This window comes from Trichlorobacter ammonificans (genome assembly GCF_933509905.1).
Taxonomy (GTDB): domain Bacteria; phylum Desulfobacterota; class Desulfuromonadia; order Geobacterales; family Pseudopelobacteraceae; genus Trichlorobacter; species Trichlorobacter ammonificans.
The window spans coordinates 2,344,637-2,361,645 of sequence record NZ_OW150024.1 but is presented as its reverse complement, the minus strand read 5'-3'; the positions used below and the strand labels follow the sequence as shown (position 1 = coordinate 2,361,645).

The 17,009-nt window shown below is 64.9% G+C and carries 16 protein-coding genes; 3 read left to right on the top strand and 13 right to left on the bottom strand.

Annotated elements, in window-relative coordinates; genetic code table 11:
• Positions 1 to 22: 22 nt before the first annotated feature.
• The 3 genes from RAK07_RS10715 (at position 23) to RAK07_RS10705 (ending at position 3,287) form a co-directional block, all read left to right on the top strand.
• The gene (locus RAK07_RS10715; protein WP_305732825.1) at positions 23 to 1,129 is read left to right on the top strand and encodes a response regulator; all 1,107 of its coding nucleotides are present in this window, start codon (positions 23 to 25) and stop codon (positions 1,127 to 1,129) included.
• 1,066 nt (positions 1,130 to 2,195) lie between these two features.
• On the top strand, positions 2,196 to 2,393 hold the full coding sequence (locus RAK07_RS10710; protein WP_305732824.1) for a DUF6485 family protein: 198 nt from the start codon (positions 2,196 to 2,198) through the stop codon (positions 2,391 to 2,393).
• Positions 2,394 to 2,396: 3 nt separating this feature from the next.
• Positions 2,397 to 3,287 carry an RluA family pseudouridine synthase gene (locus RAK07_RS10705; RefSeq protein WP_305732823.1) on the top strand — a complete coding sequence of 297 codons (891 nt, stop codon included), beginning with the start codon at positions 2,397 to 2,399 and terminating at the stop codon, positions 3,285 to 3,287.
• A gap of 180 nt (positions 3,288 to 3,467) precedes the next feature.
• Here the strand turns inward: RAK07_RS10705 and RAK07_RS10700 are convergent, their stop codons facing one another.
• The 13 genes from RAK07_RS10700 to purD all read right to left on the bottom strand — a co-directional run bounded on the left by RAK07_RS10700 (position 3,468) and on the right by purD (position 16,889).
• The gene (locus RAK07_RS10700) at positions 3,468 to 4,616 is read right to left on the bottom strand and encodes a glycosyltransferase family 4 protein (RefSeq protein WP_305732822.1); all 1,149 of its coding nucleotides are present in this window, start codon (positions 4,614 to 4,616) and stop codon (positions 3,468 to 3,470) included.
• Complete coding sequence (locus RAK07_RS10695; protein WP_305732821.1) at positions 4,613 to 5,749, bottom strand: glycosyltransferase family 4 protein; 1,137 nt, start codon at positions 5,747 to 5,749, stop codon at positions 4,613 to 4,615. The genes RAK07_RS10700 and RAK07_RS10695 overlap by 4 nt, the downstream gene beginning before the upstream one ends.
• The gene (locus RAK07_RS10690; RefSeq protein ID WP_305732820.1) at positions 5,749 to 6,453 is read right to left on the bottom strand and encodes a class I SAM-dependent methyltransferase; all 705 of its coding nucleotides are present in this window, start codon (positions 6,451 to 6,453) and stop codon (positions 5,749 to 5,751) included. Before RAK07_RS10690 ends, RAK07_RS10695 begins: the two co-directional genes overlap by 1 nt.
• Positions 6,453 to 7,829 (bottom strand): flippase, encoded by a 1,377-nt coding sequence (locus RAK07_RS10685; protein ID WP_305732819.1) that lies wholly within the window; start codon positions 7,827 to 7,829, stop codon positions 6,453 to 6,455. The genes RAK07_RS10690 and RAK07_RS10685 overlap by 1 nt, the downstream gene beginning before the upstream one ends.
• Entirely contained in the window at positions 7,810 to 8,781 is a 972-nt protein-coding gene (locus RAK07_RS10680) for a GDP-L-fucose synthase family protein (RefSeq protein WP_305732818.1), read from the bottom strand. The genes RAK07_RS10685 and RAK07_RS10680 overlap by 20 nt, the downstream gene beginning before the upstream one ends.
• A complete protein-coding gene (locus RAK07_RS10675; protein ID WP_305732817.1) occupies positions 8,778 to 9,398 on the bottom strand; it encodes a winged helix-turn-helix transcriptional regulator in 621 nt (206 codons plus the stop codon). The genes RAK07_RS10680 and RAK07_RS10675 overlap by 4 nt, the downstream gene beginning before the upstream one ends.
• A 36-nt stretch (positions 9,399 to 9,434) precedes the next feature.
• Positions 9,435 to 10,646, bottom strand: coding sequence for a glycosyltransferase family 4 protein (locus tag RAK07_RS10670; protein WP_305732816.1), 1,212 nt, complete (start codon positions 10,644 to 10,646; stop codon positions 9,435 to 9,437).
• A complete protein-coding gene (locus RAK07_RS10665; protein WP_305732815.1) occupies positions 10,633 to 11,589 on the bottom strand; it encodes a glycosyltransferase family 2 protein in 957 nt (318 codons plus the stop codon). The genes RAK07_RS10670 and RAK07_RS10665 overlap by 14 nt, the downstream gene beginning before the upstream one ends.
• Positions 11,589 to 12,662, bottom strand: coding sequence for a glycosyltransferase (locus RAK07_RS10660; protein ID WP_305732814.1), 1,074 nt, complete (start codon positions 12,660 to 12,662; stop codon positions 11,589 to 11,591). The genes RAK07_RS10665 and RAK07_RS10660 overlap by 1 nt, the downstream gene beginning before the upstream one ends.
• Positions 12,663 to 12,755: 93 nt before the next feature.
• Positions 12,756 to 13,607 carry a c-type cytochrome biogenesis protein CcsB gene (ccsB, locus tag RAK07_RS10655; RefSeq protein ID WP_305732813.1) on the bottom strand — a complete coding sequence of 284 codons (852 nt, stop codon included), beginning with the start codon at positions 13,605 to 13,607 and terminating at the stop codon, positions 12,756 to 12,758.
• A gap of 14 nt (positions 13,608 to 13,621) precedes the next feature.
• Positions 13,622 to 14,992, bottom strand: a complete 1,371-nt coding sequence (gene resB / locus RAK07_RS10650) for a cytochrome c biogenesis protein ResB (RefSeq protein WP_305732812.1) — start codon at positions 14,990 to 14,992, stop codon at positions 13,622 to 13,624.
• A 251-nt stretch (positions 14,993 to 15,243) separates the two neighbouring features.
• Positions 15,244 to 15,519 carry a cytochrome c3 family protein gene (locus RAK07_RS10645; RefSeq protein ID WP_305732811.1) on the bottom strand — a complete coding sequence of 92 codons (276 nt, stop codon included), beginning with the start codon at positions 15,517 to 15,519 and terminating at the stop codon, positions 15,244 to 15,246.
• Between the two features lie 98 nt (positions 15,520 to 15,617).
• On the bottom strand, positions 15,618 to 16,889 hold the full coding sequence (purD, locus tag RAK07_RS10640; RefSeq protein ID WP_305732810.1) for a phosphoribosylamine--glycine ligase: 1,272 nt from the start codon (positions 16,887 to 16,889) through the stop codon (positions 15,618 to 15,620).
• Positions 16,890 to 17,009: the final 120 nt, after the last annotated feature.

Genomic DNA, 17,009 nt, shown 5'->3' with positions numbered 1-17,009 from the left:
ACTGCAGACACGGGAGAACGCAATGCCTGAGCCGAAGAACACGATTCTCGTTGTGGACGACACCCCGGCGAACCTTCAGCTGCTGGAGTCGATCCTCCAGGAACAGGGCTACGCGGTGCGCGCCGCCATCAGCGGCCGGCTGGCCCTCAAGGCGGCCCAGGCCCAGGCGCCGGACCTGATCCTGCTGGACATCAACATGCCGGACATGAGCGGCTTCGACGTCTGCCGCATACTCAAGACCGACCCCAACCTGGCCGGAATTCCGGTCATCTTCATATCCGCCGCCGTGGACACGGCGGACAAGCTGCGGGCCTTCGAGGAAGGGGGCGTGGATTACATCACCAAGCCGTTCCAGCACCAGGAAGTGCTGGCGCGGGTGGTGGCCCACCTGGAACTGAAACGGTATCGGGACTACCTGGAAGAGATGGTCCAGGAGCGGACCCGGGACGTGCAACTCACCCAGGATGCCGTCATCTATGGCCTTGGTATCCTGGCCGAATACCGGGACCCGGAAACCGGGCTGCACCTCAAGCGTACCCAGCGCTACGTGAAGATCCTGGCAACGCACCTGCAGCATCACCCCCGTTTCCAGGGCTGCTTCGACGACACCACCATCCGGCTTCTCTATCTATCCGCGCCGCTCCACGACATCGGCAAGGTCGGGGTGCCGGACACCATCCTGCTGAAGCCCGGACCATTGACCGCGGACGAATTCGACCAGATGAAACGCCACACCACCTATGGCCGGGAGGTGATCGACCGGATCGCCGCAGGCATGAACAACGACTCGGCGGCATCGTTTCTCAGCCTGGCCGGGGACTGCGCCGCCAGCCACCATGAATACTGGAACGGCAAGGGGTATAGCGGGCTGGCCGGTGACGCCATCCCGGTTGCCGGGCGCCTCATGGCGCTGGCAGACGTGTACGACGCCCTCACCAGCCGGCGGGCCTACAAGCCGGCCTTTACCCATGAACGGGCCTTCACCATCCTTACCTCGGGGGATGGCCGCACCGTGCCCGAGCAGTTCGACCCGGCGGTGCTGCAGGCGTTTGTGGAGTTGCGGGATACCTTCAAGCTGATAGCCTTCACCCTCCGGGATGAGGACACGCCACCTGCGACGGGGTTTTGAGGGAAACGGCAGAGAAACTGCCCTGCACGGCTCGTCGGTGCAAGACGGTCCGCTGTTGCATGAAACCGCTGGACAACGGGTCGCGGTTGCGCTACACAGTACCTCATCGCCATGCATATGAACGGAGCTGCTCCATGCACCACCGTCGAACCCTTATGAATGACATTGACCTGTCTGCTTAAAGACCCGCCCAAAAGGCGGGTCTTTTGTTTTCCACAGAGTGTGAAAAGTTTCTTTCAATGGTCTCGTAACGGGTCGGAATTAATCAGGAAAAAAGTTGTGTAAAATTTCTTTCAATTTGGGGGCCAGAGGGGCGGCTGACAGAAAATCGTCGCTGATGCAAGTAAATGGGTTCAGGCTTGACTTTATTGACATTTTCACCAAATTGCAAAAATGCAAGCCTGACCCCACTAGCTTTCGGGCCGTCGGCAGAAAGATTGAAAAGCATGATGGCGATATCTGCATCATCAGAGAACAACCAGTTTCTTATAATGCCGTTTTCGACCAGGAAAACGAGGCTCTAAGGCAGGAAAATGGTTGTTATTGGGAGATTTTCTTATTGAAATCAGTGCGTTAGCTTGGTCCGACCCCAGCCACGACCCCTACTGACCTTTACTCCCCGATCATCGGAAAATCTGCCAGAGGAAGTAGAGAGAGCCGCATAACCAGCCCCATGGACGCCGACCGCCCGAAAAAATCTGACGGGCGGGTCATGGGGGCACCCCGTTTGGAAATTAGGGACACTTCCCAGTTTTCATAAAAATATTGGAAGTGTCCATAATTTTTCTAATTTTCGGTGATCTTGTCGCAAAGCCTTGCAAAATGTGCCCTGGCATTGGTGCAGGTGGTTTGGAGCGTGACTGTAATACCTGCTCTGACCATGGCCGGACGAGGTGCCGTTTGCCATGATTCCCGATACCCCTGCGAACCAATTCAGGTTTTTTGCATCTCCGGTAAAAAGCCTTCCGCTTTGGCCGCATTACTGCCCCACGCCCCTGTTGGCATGGCAGCGGGGATGGGGTATGATCCCGGCTCACCACACCGATCCGTACCGGAGGATTCCGCCATGCCCGCCTGTGATCGCAACACCGGCACCTGTGCCTGTACCTACTCGTCCTGCTCCCGTCGCGGCAACTGCTGCCAGTGCGTGGCCTTTCACCGCGGCCGGGGCGAAGCACCCGCCTGTTTCTTCACCCCTGCCGGAGAGAAGAGCTACGACCGTTCCCTGCGCAACCTGATGCGGGACCGCGGCATTGGAGCGTAGGCGATGATCTCTGCCGTCATCACTGCCGACGATCATTGCCGCTCCCTGGAAAGCTGGCTGCAGCGCCTGCTGCCGACCGCCACCCCCGGCTACCTGCGCAAGCTGGTCAAGTCCGGGGCCTGCCGGGTGAACGGCGGCGATGCCGCTCCCACGCTCCTGCTTACAGTCGGGGACCGGATCAGTCTGAAGGAGAGCGCCTCCGTGACCGGCTACCTGAAGGGAGCCCCGGCGCCCATCGACCTGCTCTGGCAGGATGACCGGCTGCTGGCGGTGAACAAGCCGGCCGGTCTGGCCATGCACCCGGCCGCCGAGGTGGATGAGAACCTGGCGGACCTGGCCAGCGCCTGGCTGGAGAAGCGGGCCAATTGTCCGATGCGGGCCTATCCGGTGAACCGGCTGGACCGGGGCACCTCCGGCGTGGTGCTTCTGGCCACCAGCTCCGGCAATGCCGGCATGCTGGGACGGCAGGTAAAGGAAGAAGGGCTGGAGAAACGTTACCTTGCGCTGGCGGAAGGGGCGATGACAGGGGCGGGGGAGATCGATCTGGCCCTGGACGGCAAGGAGTCGGTGAGCCGCTACACGGTGCTGGCCTCGGGGGGCTGTTCCCTGCTGCTGGTGGAACCGGTGACCGGCCGCACCCACCAGATCCGCCGTCACCTGTCGGCCGTGGGACACCCGGTGGCGGGAGACAAGCGCTACGGCGCTGCCCCCCTGGAGAACCTGCCCGGCATTGCCCTGCACTCTTTCCGCACTGCGCTGTACCATCCGGGGCCCGAGACGCTGCTTACCATCTGCGCCCCGCTGCCGGCCCCGCTGCGGGAGCTGATCATGGCCACCTGCGGCCTGGATGAGCCGCGGCTGCTGGAGCTGCTGATGCAGTGTGCAGAAGGGTAATGGTCCGGTAACGTTTGCAAAGGTGGTTCGCCGCACGGACACGAAAGAACGCAGAACAACACGAAATGGGCCGCGGATGACGCGGATTGAGCGCGGATACCCTCAAACAACAAGGGTTAACATCCGTGCACATCCGCCGCACCCGCGTCATCCCGGTGCCATCGCAGTGCAGAACGGTCTTCAGGGAAGTTGCAGCAGTCTCCGGTAGTCGGCGCAGAACCGCTCCCCCCCGAACTGCGCGTGGGCAGAGGCGAAGGCAGCCGCGGCCAGTCGGGCCGTGAGCTGCCGCTCCTCCGCCAGTTGCCGCAGGGCAGCCACCAGCCCCGCCACCACTGATTCCTCATCCTCTGCCGGCAGCAGCCAGCCGTTGTCCAGGTGCCGGATATGGTCCGGAATCCCCCCCACCGCAGTGGCCACCGGTACGCACCCCTGGGCCATCCCCTCCATCAGGGTGAGGGGAAACCCCTCCCGGCTGGAGCTGATCAGCACCAGGTGCGACTGCCGGTAGAGCCGCGTCAGTGCCGCCTCGTCGCCAATCGGTCCGGTCAGGCGGCAGGCTGCCCGCTCCTCCCGGGTCAACCGGTCCGCAACATCCCCCACCAGCGTCACCTCTACCGCCACCCCCAGTTCCCGGCAGCGCCGGGCCGCCCGGGCGATCAGGTGGACCCGCTTCTCTTCGCTGCCCCGTCCCACGAACAGGGCCGTAAGCGGCCCCTCTGTTGCTTTGTCCGGCAGGGCGGGCGCTACGCTCACCCGGTTGGAGATGACCGTAATCCGGTCATCCAGGGCCGGGGAGACCCCATGGGCCCGGTAGAAGGCCAGCAGTTCCTCCCGGACGCCGGGGGAAATCACCACCCGCTGGTCGATCCGCTCCAGCACCGGCAGGGCGAACCGCTCCGCTCCCCCCCCCAGGCCGTGCAGCAGGTCGATGACCCGGACGTGGGGCGCCAGATGGGGCAGCAGCAGGTAGAAGAAGAGGGAGTTGCAGCCGAACAGCCGCGGGGCGGGGTGGCGGGAGATCAGTCCGGCCATGACCCCGACACTGAAGGGGAAGGTGTACTTAAGAAGAAGCGGGATGTCGAAACAGCGGGCAGCGGCCCTGAACCGGGCCAGGAAGGCGGTGTCCCGCGAACGGTGGGCAAAGAAGATCCACGGGCGTTCCGGAGCGCAGCAGGCTGCGATGTCGGCATGCACCTTCTCCGCGCCGCCGGTGTGGTAGAAGGGGATGATGAAGAACAGGCCGCCGGGGTTGTCCAGGGGAAGCAGTCGTCCCACCAGTTTGCCCAGGGCAGCCAGGGGCAGGGTCAGCAGCAAGAGGAGTCGGATCATGGTGCCTCCCCCAGGGCCTGCACCAGACAGGCCACGGTTTCCCGGCACATCCGCTCCGCACTGAACCGTTGCTGCACCCGCTCACGCATCAGCTCCCCCTGGCGGCGGCGCAGGTCCGAATCGGTCACAAGCCGTGCCAGGCGGTCCGCCAGGGCCGCCGGGTTGCCCGGAGGCGCCAGGAACGCCAGTCCGTCCTCCCCCACCGCGTCCCGCAGGCCGGGAATGTCGCTGCCCGCCACCGCCAGGCCGCAGCTCATCGCCTCCAGCACGCCGTTGGGTATCCCTTCGCTGCGGGAGCTGTGCACGCAGAGATCTGCAGCAGACAGCAGACCGCTGATATCGGCCACGCTGCCGGCAAACCGGACCCGGCTGCTGATCCCCAGCTCATCGGCCTGACGCTGCAACACCCCGGCCCGGTCGTCGAGCCGGCCCGCCAGCACCAGCACTGCGTCGGCAGCGGCAGGGGGGAGCACCTGCCACGCCGCCAGCAGGGTGGCGTGGTCTTTGTAGCGGCTCAAATTCGCCACCATCACCGCCACCGGCGCTGCGGCATCGATAGCCAGCCGCTGCCGCCAGGCGGCCCGGTCCAGCAGCGGCGGGGCCGGGGCCACGCCGTTTTCGATCAGTCGCACCGCATCCGGCGGCAGGTTGAAGGTTTTCAGCAGAAACTCGCGCCCCTCAGTGGCATTGGCGATGAAGTGGCGCACCCGGCCGATGGCGAAGCGGTGCAGCAGGGTGGGGGGCAGCAGCAGGCCGGCGTCGGCCTGGTTCCAGACGCAGAGCCGGGCGCCGCTCAAGGGGCGGAGCAGGGCCGCTGCCAGGTTGGGGACTTTGGTGTAGGGGAGCAGGATATCGGGCCGGGCTTGCCGCAGGGCGCGGGCGAGACGCAGCAGGTGCAACGGGCGTCGGCGCGGTCCCCAGTGCAGCGGCAGTAAGCGCCAGGGAATCCCCAGGCGGTCGCACTGTTCCGCAACAGCGTGGCCCGCCCCCAGGCCCCAGACCTGGACCGCGGCACCTTCAATCCGCTGCAGGTGGTCGGCCAGCAGCAGTCCCTGCCGTTCCGCCCCCCCCATCTCCAGGGAACCGAACAGGATGACGATGCGGCGGCCCATGAGCGGGGCGTGGCGGTGCATCACCCCTCCACCGGTTCGCAGAGGGCGATCATGCCGGCTTTGGTGAGCCCCGGCGCCAGATCGGAGCCGAAGTTGTAGAAGCAGAGCTCGCTGAGGCGAAGCCCGGAAGCCTGCACCAGCCGGGTCAGGGTGCGGGGGGTGAAGGTGTAGAGGTGGTCGGGATGCACCAGTTCCACCCCCTGCATGGCGGCCATGAAACCGTACATGTCAAAGGCGTTGGGCAGGGTCAGGCAGAGCCGGGCACGGTTCAGGCGGCAGAGGGTTGCCAGGTTGCTCAGCACCAGGCCGGGGTTGGGGACATGTTCCAGCACTTCGGGGAAGAGCACCAGATCAAAGCCCTCCCGCAGCCCCTCGGGCACGGTGGTGTCGGCGATATCCCAGAGCAGGTTGTCCTGGTCCCCGGTGAGTTCCCGGTAACGCTCCAAGAGGGCTGCCTCGATATCCACGCCGCAGACCCGGTGGGCCACCTGTCCCAGGCGGCTGTGCAGCAGGCTCCCCTCGGCAAGCTTGCGCTCCAGGAAGATGGAGTCGAGGAAGCCGAAATGCAGCACCCGCCTGCCGCGGGCCAGTTCCAGCAGGTAGGGCTCCCGCTCGACAATGCGGTTGCTCAGGTGGGAGTAATCATGCCGCAGGACCGGGTCCACCGTTGCCAGCATCCGCCGGCAGCAGCGGTAGCCGCGCAGGAATCGCAGAAGGGCGCGCATCAGGAGTCTCCGTGGACAGGGTGGTTCCGCCACCAACGGGGCAGCAGCAGGGCCCGCAGGATCATGGCGGCGGCCGGCCGCAGGGCCGGCACGGCGTAGCAGGCGCCGTGGGCCGCGATCCAGTAGGAAAGGCAGGTGGCCAGCGCGGCCCCCATGGCGCCGTAGCGGGGGATCAGCAGCAGGTTGAGCAGCACGTTGGCCGCGGCCCCGGCGGTGGTGGCCCAGAGCAGGGACCGGCCCCATTCAAGGGCGATGAAATGGGCGTTGCGCACCACGGTGATATTGGCGAACAGGCCGGCCCAGATCAGCACCGCCAAAAGCGGCGCCGCCGGTTGATAGGAGGGGCCGAACAGCAGGCGCACCAGCCAGGGGGCCAGCAGGGTCACCGGCAGGGCCACGGCGTAGCCGAGAAAGGCCAGCAGGTTGTAAAGACGCTGCAGTTTATCCTGAAACAGCACCGGGTCCTGTTCCCGCACCCGCACCAGGTCGGGAAAGACCGAGGAGACGATGGCGGCGGGGACGAAGTACCAGAGTTCGGCGATCCGCACCGCGGCAGCGTACTGCCCCACTTGACCGGCATCGGCCAGGGCCCCCAGCATCACCTGGTCCACCCGCAGGTAGATCATCAGCACCACCCCGGAGAGGAGCATCGGCACGGCACCGGTAACCAGGCGGCTGAACTGTCCGCGGTCCCAGCGCCAGGCCCGCAACGATCCCCCGGCCATCCGGTAGGCCACGATCAGCCCCAGGCCGGTCAGCAGCGCTTCGGCGGCGGTGGCCACGGCGATGGCGGTGAGTGACGCCTTGCTCAACACCAGGGCCAGCTTGGCGCCGGAAGAAAGCAGGAAGGCGACGCTACGGGCGCAGACGCTGAAGCGGGAGCGTACCTTGGACTGGAACCAGAGATCGATGACCTCCAGGGACTGAAACAGCAGGGAACTGCCCAGAAGGGCCGTCAGCAGCAGTGCCGCGCTATCGCCGGGACGGATCAGCAGCAGCAGGGGCAGGGCCAGCAGGTAGGCGGCCAGACCGGCGGCGCAGCGGATCAGGCAGGTGGTGCCCAGGATCGCCTCCCGCTGGTCCGGGCGGGTCACCAGTTCCCGCACCACCAGGGATTCCAGGCCGAAGAGGGCCAGGGCGGAGAAGAGCATCACGTAGGAGCCGGCAAAGCTGAGCAGGCCGTACCCCTCCGGTCCCAGGTAGCGGGCCACCCAGACCCCCACCACCAGCCCCACCCCCATCCGCAGCAGCCGGTCGCCGAACAGCCAGAGGGTGTTGCTGAAACCGGGGGCCGCGAGGAGCGGAGCAATGCGGTTGCGGAGGGAGGCAGGCAGAAATCGGGGCAGGCCCCGAGGCTCAGGAGGGGGCTGCGACATGATCGAGGAACCAGCCGTAGGCGTCCCGCACCCCTTCCTCAAGGGAGATGCGGTGGTGCCAGCCCAGGGCGTGCAGCCGGGAGGAATCGGCCAGCTTGCGGGGGGTGCCGTCCGGCTTGGAGCGGTCGAACTCGATCTCGCCGGTGTAGCCGGTCACCTGCTGCACCAGCCGGGCCAGGTCGCCGATGCTGATCTCCTGGCCGGAACCGACGTTGATCAGGGCCGGCGCCTCCGGGTGGGCCAGCAGGTCGTCGTAGCGCGCCTCGTCCAGGGTCATCAGAAAAAGGGACGCATCGGCCAGATCGTCCACATGCATGAACTCCCGCAACGGCGTGCCGGTGCCCCAGACGGTCACGGTGGGGGCGCCGGCTGCCTTGGCCTCATGGAATTTACGCAGCAGGGCCGGCAGCACATGGGAGCCGGTCAGATCGTAATTATCGCCGGGGCCGTAGAGGTTGTTGGGCATGGCGGAGAGAAAACGGGTGCCGTACTGCTGGTTGTAGGAGCGGCACATGCTGATGCCGGCGATCTTGGCGATGGCGTAGGCGTCGTTGGTGGGCTCCAGGGGGCCGGTCAGCAGGTGTTCCTCCTTGATCGGCTGGGGGGCGAACTTGGGGTAGATGCAGGTGCTGCCCAGGAAGAGCAGGCGGGCGACGCCGTGCTGGCGGGCGGCGTGGATGATGTTGGTCTGGATCATCAGGTTGTCGTAGATGAACTCAGCCTTGCGGGTGCTGTTGGCGATGATGCCCCCCACCCGGGCCGCGGCCAGGAAGACGTACTCGGGACGCTCTGCGGCGAAGAAGGCGGTGGCGGCGGCCTGGTCCCGCAGGTCAAGCTGCCGGGAGTCCCGCAGGATCAGGTTGGTGAAGCCCGCAGCCCCGAGCTTCCTGACGATGGCGGCACCCACCATGCCCCGGTGTCCGGCCACGAAGATGCGGCTGTCGCGCTTCATGAGCGTTTCCCCAGGAAGGAGGGAGGAACCACGATGGTGTCGGCGTCGACCCCCAGGTCGCAGAGGGCCTGGTGGAGCTGCTCGGCGCGGTTCAGGGAGCCGATCACCACCCGGTAGCGCCCCCCCAGCAGGGCATGGGCCAGGGATACCACCTCCTTGCCCATGAAGCGGCGGCCGATCCCCTGGCTGTCCATGACCACCGTGACGTCGATCCCCGCTTCCTGCAGTGCCTGCCAGGGGATGATGCTGACCCCGTCCAGGCCGCAGAGGGCCACCCGTTCCACCCCCTCGTCGTGCAGGGGCTGGATGGCGCGCTGGTACTCGTCGGCAACGATGCTGAACAGGTCGTCCAGGTTACGGGCATGCTGCAGCGCCAGGCGACGCAGCTCGTTGTTCCCCTTGGCGGTGACCTGGTAGGCGCTGCGGTTGCCCCCCAGCTCCCTGGCCTTGATCCATCCCTTGGTGGCGGCGGTTTTCAGGTAGGCATTGACCAACCCCAGGGCGCAACCAAGGCGCCGGGCCAGATCCCGTTGCGAGAGGGAGCCGTCGGCGGCCAGGGTGCAGAGCAGGCGAAAAATGGTGTAGGTGTCAAGTGATCCGGTGCTTTTCTCGTTCATGGGGTGAACAGTAACGCAGTGCGGGCTGTTTTGCAATCATGGAAATACAGCGGTGAGCAGTTTTTGGTAGCAGGCAGCCAGCTGTTGCCCCCGCCGGCTCCAGGCGTGCTGCTCGATGGCCCGCTGCCGCAGCCGTTGGCCGGTTTCCCGCAACGCCGCCGGATCGGCCAGGGCCGCTGCCAGGCGGTCCGCCAGGGCCGCGGCCGAGATGGTTGCGGCATAGCAGCCGTCCTCCCCCAGCAGCTCACGGTTGACCTGAGTGTCGAAGCAGACCGTGGCCAGGCCGCAGGCCATGTAGTTGAGCAGCTTGCCGTTGGCCTCGGTGACGGAAAGCTTGGGGGAGACCGCCAGGTCACCGGCGGAAAGGAGCAGCGCTGCCTCGGCGTAGTCGATCCGGCCGGTGAGACGGACCTGCGAATCGAGTCCCAGTTCTTCAACCCTGAGGCGGTACGCTTCGTCCGGGAACCCCATCAGTACCAGCTGAAACGGAATGGACCGCTGCTTTAGCAGCAGGGCCGCTTCCAGCAACAGGTCGATCCCCTGGTAGCTGTTCAGGAGCCCCAGGTAGACAATGAGCGGCTCCGGCGGCAGGGGCGGTGATCCCAGCAGTGCGGTCAGACGGCTGCGGGCCTCATCCCTGGGGAAGGGGCGGAATACGTCCGTATCCACCCCGTCGGGCAGCGGCGTCACCCGTTCCGCGGCAACGCCCCACTGTTGGCGCAGTTCATGGAGGCCGGGGGTGGAACTGGTGATGGTGTGGTCGGGCAGCCGGGTGATGAGCCGTTCCAGGGCGCCGAAGCAGCGGTGCAGCAGGGAACCGGGCCGGAAAAAGCCGTGGTTGAGGGATTCGCCGGTGAGGCTCCCCTGGTAGTCGAAGAGCAGCGGGAGCCGCAGGAGCTTGGCCGGGAGCCAGCCCGCCAGCACCCCTTCATGGAGGTGGGCATGGATCAGGTGCGGGCGGAAGTCGCGGGCCACCCGCAGCGCCGTCAGCAGCAGCAGCAAGTCAAGGTACGGCTTGTGCCAGGAGGGGCCGGCCCCCTGTTTGCGGTACCAGGGGACGGCGAGGGTGCGGTCCACCGGCACCGGTGGCAGGTCTCGGCCCAGGTGGTAGGCGACGATCCGCACTTGGTGCCCCAGGGCCAGCAGGGCCCGGGCCTCCTCGTATATCCTGACATGGCACCCCCGGTCGGAAAAGTAGGGGGTGGGGGCCAGCATCAGGATGTGCAGCGGCCGGTCAGGCTTGGTCATCCGGTTCGTTCAGCCGTTCGCGCACCGCGTAGACCGGCTTCCCCTGAGATTCGTACCAGGTGCGGGCGTTCAGCTCTCCCAGCAGTCCCAGCGCGATGAACTGCACCCCCATGAACAGCAGGAACGCGGTGAGGATCAGCAGCGGGTTGCGGTTCATGCTGTGGCCGCCGAAAATTTTCATGTACAGGGTGGCGCCGCCGCTGCCGCAGGCCATGAGAAAACAGTAGATCCCCCACTTGCCGAAGAGCTGGATCGGCTTGGTGGCGTAGGAGAGCAGGAAGCGGACCGTGATCAGATCCAGGATCACCCGCATGGTGCGGGAAATGCCGTACTTGCTCTGCCCGAAGCGCCGGGGGTGGTGGCGCACCGGCAGCTCCGTCACCCGTGCTCCCACCCGCGAGGCCAGGGCCGGCACGAACCGGTGCATTTCGCCGTACAGACCGATCCCCTCCAGCACCTCCCGGCGGTAGGCCTTGAGGGTGCAGCCGTAGTCGTGCAGGTGCACGCCGGTCATGCGGGAGATCAGGCCGTTGGCGATGCGGGAGGGGAGAGTGCGGCTGACAAAGGCGTCCTGGCGGTCCCGGCGCCAGCCGGAGACCACGTCGTAGCCTTCCCGGATCTTTGCCAGCAACAGCGGGATATCGGCGGGATCGTTCTGCAGGTCGCCGTCCATCGGCACGATAACCGCACCGCGGGCCGCCTCGAACCCCGCCGACATGGCGGCGGTCTGGCCGAAGTTGCGGCGGAAGCGGATCACCCGCAGCCGGGAGTCCTGCAGGGCCAGCTCCTTCAGAATGCCGAAGGAACCGTCGCCGGAGCCGTCATCCACGGCGATGATTTCGTAGCTCAGGCCGGTGGGGTCCAGGGTTTCGGTCACGGCGCGGTAGAGGGGGCGGATGTTCTCTTCTTCGTAGTAGATCGGTATGACGATGCTCAGATCCATCAGGGGGCTCCGGTACAGGGGATGCGGCGAATGGTCACCGCTCCCTCCTTATAGCATGGCCGTTTTGGCATGGGGAGCAGAAACCCGGCCAAAAGCCCCGCGCCGTTGGCGAGATGCAGCAGGGGGATCAGCAGCGGCAGCGCCAGGAGCGCCGGTCTCCCGTGGGTATTGCGATCGGCAAAGAGCGGTGCTGCCAGCAGTATGCCGGCGTAGAGCAGCAACGGAATACGCCACAACGGCAGCGACACCAGGGGCAGCGACACCAGGGGCAGCGACACCAGGGGCAGCGACAGCAGGGGCAGCGACAGCAGGGGCAGCGACAGCAGGGGCAGCGACAGCAGGGGCAGCGACAGCAGGGGCAGCGACAGCAGGGGCAGCGACAGCAGGTAGAGCAGCAGCAGCAGCGGGGCGAAGGGCATGATTCCCGTGACGCCGGCAATGCGGGTCTGCTGGGCCCGGCCCCGGCCGTAGCGGAACATCTGGTACAAAAAGGCGGTCAGGCTTGCCCGCTGGCTGCGCTGCACGGTCAGCAGCGGGTCGTGCAGCAGCAGGCTGTCGGTGGCCGCCAGCCGGTCGAGGAACTCGTTCTCCTCGTTGGGGTACAGCCGCTCGTCGAAGCCGCCGCAGGCCAGAAAAACCTCGCGCCGTACCGCCAGGTTGCAGAGGATCAGTTCCCGTTCCGTGGTGCGCCGGACCGTGCCGGTGCTGCGGTAGCGGTTGCAGACGCCCCCGGCGCCGAGGGGTGAGGCCAGCGCCGCGCCTATGGCCCGCTGCAGCAGGGAGTCGTCGGTCGGAGTCAGGGAGGGCCCCCCCACCGCCGCCACGGCGGGGTCGGCAAAATGACCGGCCAGCCGTTGCAAGCAGTCGGGGGGCACCAGGGAGTCGTCATCCAGGAAGTAGACGATCTCGCCTCGTGCCTGCCGCACCGCCTCGTTGCGCTGGCGGCTGGGGCAGGTCCCCTCGGCCACCAGCAGTTCCAGGGCCTCGCGGGACTGGGCAAGGGGGGAGAGCCGCTTGACCGCCTGCGGGACCACCCCGGGTTTAACCGGTATCACAATGGAAAAAGAAATCATGATGCTGCCGCAAATGGAAAAACCGGGTGACCCCGGTTTTTCCTGAACGTGTTTCGCTCCTCGGTGAGGCGGGGAGGAAAAAGATAATTCCCGTTAATTCATACCGCCGTAGCTGTGCAGACCGGACAACAGCAGGTTCACCCCCAGGTAGCAGAAGATGGTGGCGGCAAAACCGATGATGGAGAGCCAGGCGGCCCGCTTGCCCACCCACCCCTTGGTGAAGCGGGCGTGCAGGAACGCAGCATAGATGAACCAGACGATCAGGGACCAGGTCTCCTTCGGGTCCCAGCTCCAGTAGGTGCCCCAGGCGTAGTTGGCCCAGGCCGCGCCGGTGATGATCCCCAGGGTCAAGAGCGGAAAGCCGATCATGATCGCCTTGTAGTTCAGCTCATCCAGCACCTTGGTGGGCGGGAACTGGGAGACAACGCTGCCGGCTGCCGCCGTCCCCTTCTCCTCGTTCTTCGCCTTGATCAGGTACATGATGGAGACGCCGCAGGCCACCGCAAAGGCGGCATAGCCCAGAAAGCAGGTCAGCACGTGGTAGAGCAGCCAGTTGCTCTGCAGGGCCGGCATCAGCGGGTTGATGTCGGTGGGAAGATACAGCTGGCCCCAGGCCATGGCCAGCAGGGCAAAGGGCATGACAAAGGCGCCGATGACCCGGTACTTGTACTTGGCATCGATCAGCCCGAAAATCAGCACGGTGCTCCAGGCAAAGAAGACCACCGACTCGTAGAGGTTGGAGAGCGGGGCGTGTCCCAGGCCGATGTCGTAGGATTCCTTCCAGCGCAGCAGGGTGGCGGCGGTGTGGATGGCAAAACCGCCCCAGGCCAGGACGACGCCGCCCAGGCCGACGTTTTTATTGCGACCGGCCAGGTACCCCAGGAAGGCCAGGGTGGAGGCCATGTAGAAAATGGTGGTGATGTTGAACAGTTTTGCACTCAGCATAGGCGGTTCCCTCGTTAGATGTTCTGGCTGTGCAGCTTATCGGTCAGGGCTTCGAATTCGGTTTTGAAGGCAGGCTGGTTCTTGCTGGCGTTGCCGAAAATCCGGGCATGGCCGTTGGAAAGGACAATCCAGACCCGCTTGTGGGACATGAAGAAGGCGACGCAGAGGCCTGCGCACATCATGATACAGCCGGTCCAGACCACCCAGACACCGGGGTCCTTGTTGACCTGCAGGCCGGTGTACTGGCGGGCGTCGGTGCCGGTGAAGGAGAAGATCAGGCGGTCGCCGCGCAGGTCGTCAAGGGTGGGGTTCTCCCTGAACACTTTGAAGAAGTTCGGTTGCCCCCCTTGGCTGCCTACGGAGAGCACTGCCGCCAACCCTTCGCCGGGGTTGTCGGTCAGGTCGACGATGGAGGCGCTGCGGCCGTCGGGCAGGCGGGAGGGGACGCCGGGGCGCAGGGCCAGCTGTTCGGTCTTGCCGCTGGTGCGGTCCCGCACCGTGAAGAAGAAGGTGCTGGGGTCGTTGGCTTGGCCGTAGCTGGACTGGTAGAAGGTGATCCCCTTGTAGGTCATCGGATCGTTGACCACCAGACGGACGTGCTTGTAGTTCGGTACTTCCGCGCCGTTCTCCGTAACGGTCAGAATGCTCTTGAACTCCTTGGGCATCTTGCTGGGGCCGCCGCCACCGGGAGCATCGTAGTAGCTGACCGTGAACTGGTCGCAACGGACTTCAAAACCCAAGGGGGCGGTCTTGCCGTTGCGCAGCTGGATGCTGTTGACGGTCTCGCCCTCGACGATGGCGACGAATCCCTTGTAGCCGAACAGATTGCCGATCATGGCGCCGACGAAGATCACCAGGATGCTGAAATGGACGATGTAGACCCCCAGGCGGCACCAGGCGTTCTTTTGGGCGAAGAGGTGGTACTGATGCTCCACCTTGGTGATCACCGGGGTAGCAAACTCGGCGGACAGGAAGGCAGCCAGGCGTTCCTTGCTTTCCTCCAGGCCGGTGGAAAGTTTGAGGTCGCTGTTCGGGAAGATCTTCTGCTGGGCCTCCGGCAACACCAGCAGCGGCTCACTGACGAACTTGAAGACGTGGGGCAGGCGCTGGATCGAGCAGGTGATCAGGTTGATGCTGAACAGGGTCAGGAATGCCAGGAACCACCAGGAGTGGTACATGTCGAAAAAGCCGAGGCTTTCGTACAGGGCTTTTTTGCCGGCGCTGATGGTGGCCCAGTACCGTTCGTCAATGTTGGGATACTGGGGGATGATGGTGCCGATGATGGAGGTGACGGCCAGGGTGATCAGCAGGAAAAGGGTTAGTTTGAGGGAACAGAAAAAGTCCCAGAGGCGTTGGACAAAGCTGCGCTGATTGTTCGTGCTCAAGGTGGGTACTCCGTGGCAATGAGATGGCAAAGGCCGGTTTGTTTACGACCTTTTCAGTCTTGAAGACAAGGGAACTTTATACAATATCAGCCTGTGAATTGGTAGCATTTTTTGGCCGGGCCTGCTGCCGGAACCATCGGTGAAACGGCTGGAAGTGCGGGAAGTATGCCGCGAAGTTCGTCGGAGCTGCCGGCAATAAGAAAAGGGCGACGGTTGTCCGTCGCCCTTTCCCGACCTCTATGGTGTGCGCCTTACTTCTTGTGACAGTCCTTGCAGCCCTTGGGGCCCTTGTTCTCGGCCTTGTGGCACTTGAGGCAGAGCTGGTCATGGGCAACGCCCTTGTTGATCTCGATCTTCTTGGGGGCGCCTTCATGGCACTTGGCACAGCCCAGCGCCATATGCTTCTTGTGGGGGAAGGCTACTTTGCCCATGTTGCCGCCTTTGTACTCATAGCTGTCCTGAGCAGCGGCGAACGCGGCGCCGGAAAAAGCGATCAGGGCGATCAGGGTCAGAGCGATCTTTTTCATTGAAACTACCTCCTTAAATAAGTGTAAACAAAATATGCTGGAACTAAATCACAGCCCGTTGCGCCATGTCAAGCATATTGCGTACCAATGGCAAGGAGTTAGCGGTTGAGCGCCTTTTGGCCGATATCGCCGCGGTGCTGCTCGCCCCGCCAGGAAATCAGGTCCACCGCCCGGTAAGCCCGCTGTATGGCTTCGGCAACGGTGTCCCCCAGAGCAGTGACCCCCAGCACCCTGCCGCCGTTGGTGACAATGGCGCCGTCCCTTTCGGCGGTGCCGGCGTGGAAGACGGTGGTCCCCTCACCGGCGTTTGCTGCCTCAATTCCGGTAATCACGTCTCCTTTGGGGTAATCGCCGGGGTAGCCTTCGGCGGCCATGACCACGCAGACCGCCGCCTGGTCATGCCACTGAATCTCCTTGCCGGAGAGGTCCCCTTCCGCCACCGCCAGCAACAGCGGTACGATGTCCGACTGCATCCGCATCAAAAGCGGCTGGCATTCCGGGTCGCCGAAGCGGGCGTTGAACTCCAGGGTCTTGACCCGGCCGTCCTTCACCATCAGGCCGGCGTAAAGAATACCGCGGTAGGGACAGCCTTCCGCAGCCATGCCGTCCACCGCCCGCTGTACCACCTCGGCCATGGCAACGGCATGCACGTCGGGGGTCACCACCGGAGCCGGCGAATAGGCCCCCATGCCGCCGGTGTTGGGGCCCTGGTCGTTATCGAAGATCGCCTTGTGGTCCTGGGCCGAGGCCAGGGGAATGACCTGTTTGCCGTCGGTGATGGCCAGGAAGGACGCCTCCTCCCCCTCCAGAAACTCCTCGATCACCACCCGGGAACCGGCGGAGCCGAAGGCGTTGCCGGAGAGCATCTCCCGAACGGCCTCCTCAGCCTCCTCCTCGGTGCGGGCCACCACTACCCCCTTGCCGGCGGCCAGACCGTCGGCCTTGACCACGATCGGCGCGCCGGTCGCGCGGATAAAGGCCAGGGCCGGATCGATTTCGGTGAAGACGTCGTAGGCCGCGGTGGGGATGCCGTACTTCTTCATCAGGTCCTTGGAGAACGCCTTGCTGGCCTCGATGCGGGCAGCGGCCCGGCTGGGACCGAACACCGTAAGGCCGTATTCCTGGAACAGGTCCACGATCCCCAGGGACAGGGGCAGTTCGGGACCCACCACGGTCAGGTCGATCCCTTCCTTTTTGGCAAATCCCAGCAGCTTGTCGATCTCATCCACGGCGATCGGCAGGTTGGTGGCCAGACCCGCCGTGCCGGGGTTGCCCGGCGCACAGAACACCGTGGTCACCAGCGGCGACTGGGCGATTTTCCAGACCAGGGCATGTTCGCGGCCACCGCCGCCCACAACCAGAACTTTCATACTGTTCACCTCTTATGAATAGGTTGCTGAAAAACAGCCATCTCGCCGCCGTCCTCGAAAACCCCTTGTGCGGCGTAGCGCTGCTACGCCTCCGCGGGACTTTTCTGCGGGTGCGACGAT

Excerpts from the sequence above, each read along its gene's own strand:
- RAK07_RS10715 (WP_305732825.1), top strand. The coding sequence starts at position 23 with ATGCCTGAGCCGAAGAACACGATTCTCGTTGTGGACGACACCCCGGCG.
- RAK07_RS10710 (WP_305732824.1), top strand. The coding sequence starts at position 2,196 with ATGCCCGCCTGTGATCGCAACACCGGCACCTGTGCCTGTACCTACTCG.
- RAK07_RS10705 (WP_305732823.1), top strand. The coding sequence starts at position 2,397 with ATGATCTCTGCCGTCATCACTGCCGACGATCATTGCCGCTCCCTGGAA.
- RAK07_RS10700 (WP_305732822.1), bottom strand. The coding sequence starts at position 4,616 with ATGATCCGACTCCTCTTGCTGCTGACCCTGCCCCTGGCTGCCCTGGGC.
- RAK07_RS10695 (WP_305732821.1), bottom strand. The coding sequence starts at position 5,749 with ATGCACCGCCACGCCCCGCTCATGGGCCGCCGCATCGTCATCCTGTTC.
- RAK07_RS10690 (WP_305732820.1), bottom strand. The coding sequence starts at position 6,453 with ATGCGCGCCCTTCTGCGATTCCTGCGCGGCTACCGCTGCTGCCGGCGG.
- RAK07_RS10685 (WP_305732819.1), bottom strand. The coding sequence starts at position 7,829 with ATGTCGCAGCCCCCTCCTGAGCCTCGGGGCCTGCCCCGATTTCTGCCT.
- RAK07_RS10680 (WP_305732818.1), bottom strand. The coding sequence starts at position 8,781 with ATGAAGCGCGACAGCCGCATCTTCGTGGCCGGACACCGGGGCATGGTG.
- RAK07_RS10675 (WP_305732817.1), bottom strand. The coding sequence starts at position 9,398 with ATGAACGAGAAAAGCACCGGATCACTTGACACCTACACCATTTTTCGC.
- RAK07_RS10670 (WP_305732816.1), bottom strand. The coding sequence starts at position 10,646 with ATGACCAAGCCTGACCGGCCGCTGCACATCCTGATGCTGGCCCCCACC.
- RAK07_RS10665 (WP_305732815.1), bottom strand. The coding sequence starts at position 11,589 with ATGGATCTGAGCATCGTCATACCGATCTACTACGAAGAAGAGAACATC.
- RAK07_RS10660 (WP_305732814.1), bottom strand. The coding sequence starts at position 12,662 with ATGATTTCTTTTTCCATTGTGATACCGGTTAAACCCGGGGTGGTCCCG.
- ccsB (WP_305732813.1), bottom strand. The coding sequence starts at position 13,607 with ATGCTGAGTGCAAAACTGTTCAACATCACCACCATTTTCTACATGGCC.
- RAK07_RS10645 (WP_305732811.1), bottom strand. The coding sequence starts at position 15,519 with ATGAAAAAGATCGCTCTGACCCTGATCGCCCTGATCGCTTTTTCCGGC.
- purD (WP_305732810.1), bottom strand. The coding sequence starts at position 16,889 with ATGAAAGTTCTGGTTGTGGGCGGCGGTGGCCGCGAACATGCCCTGGTC.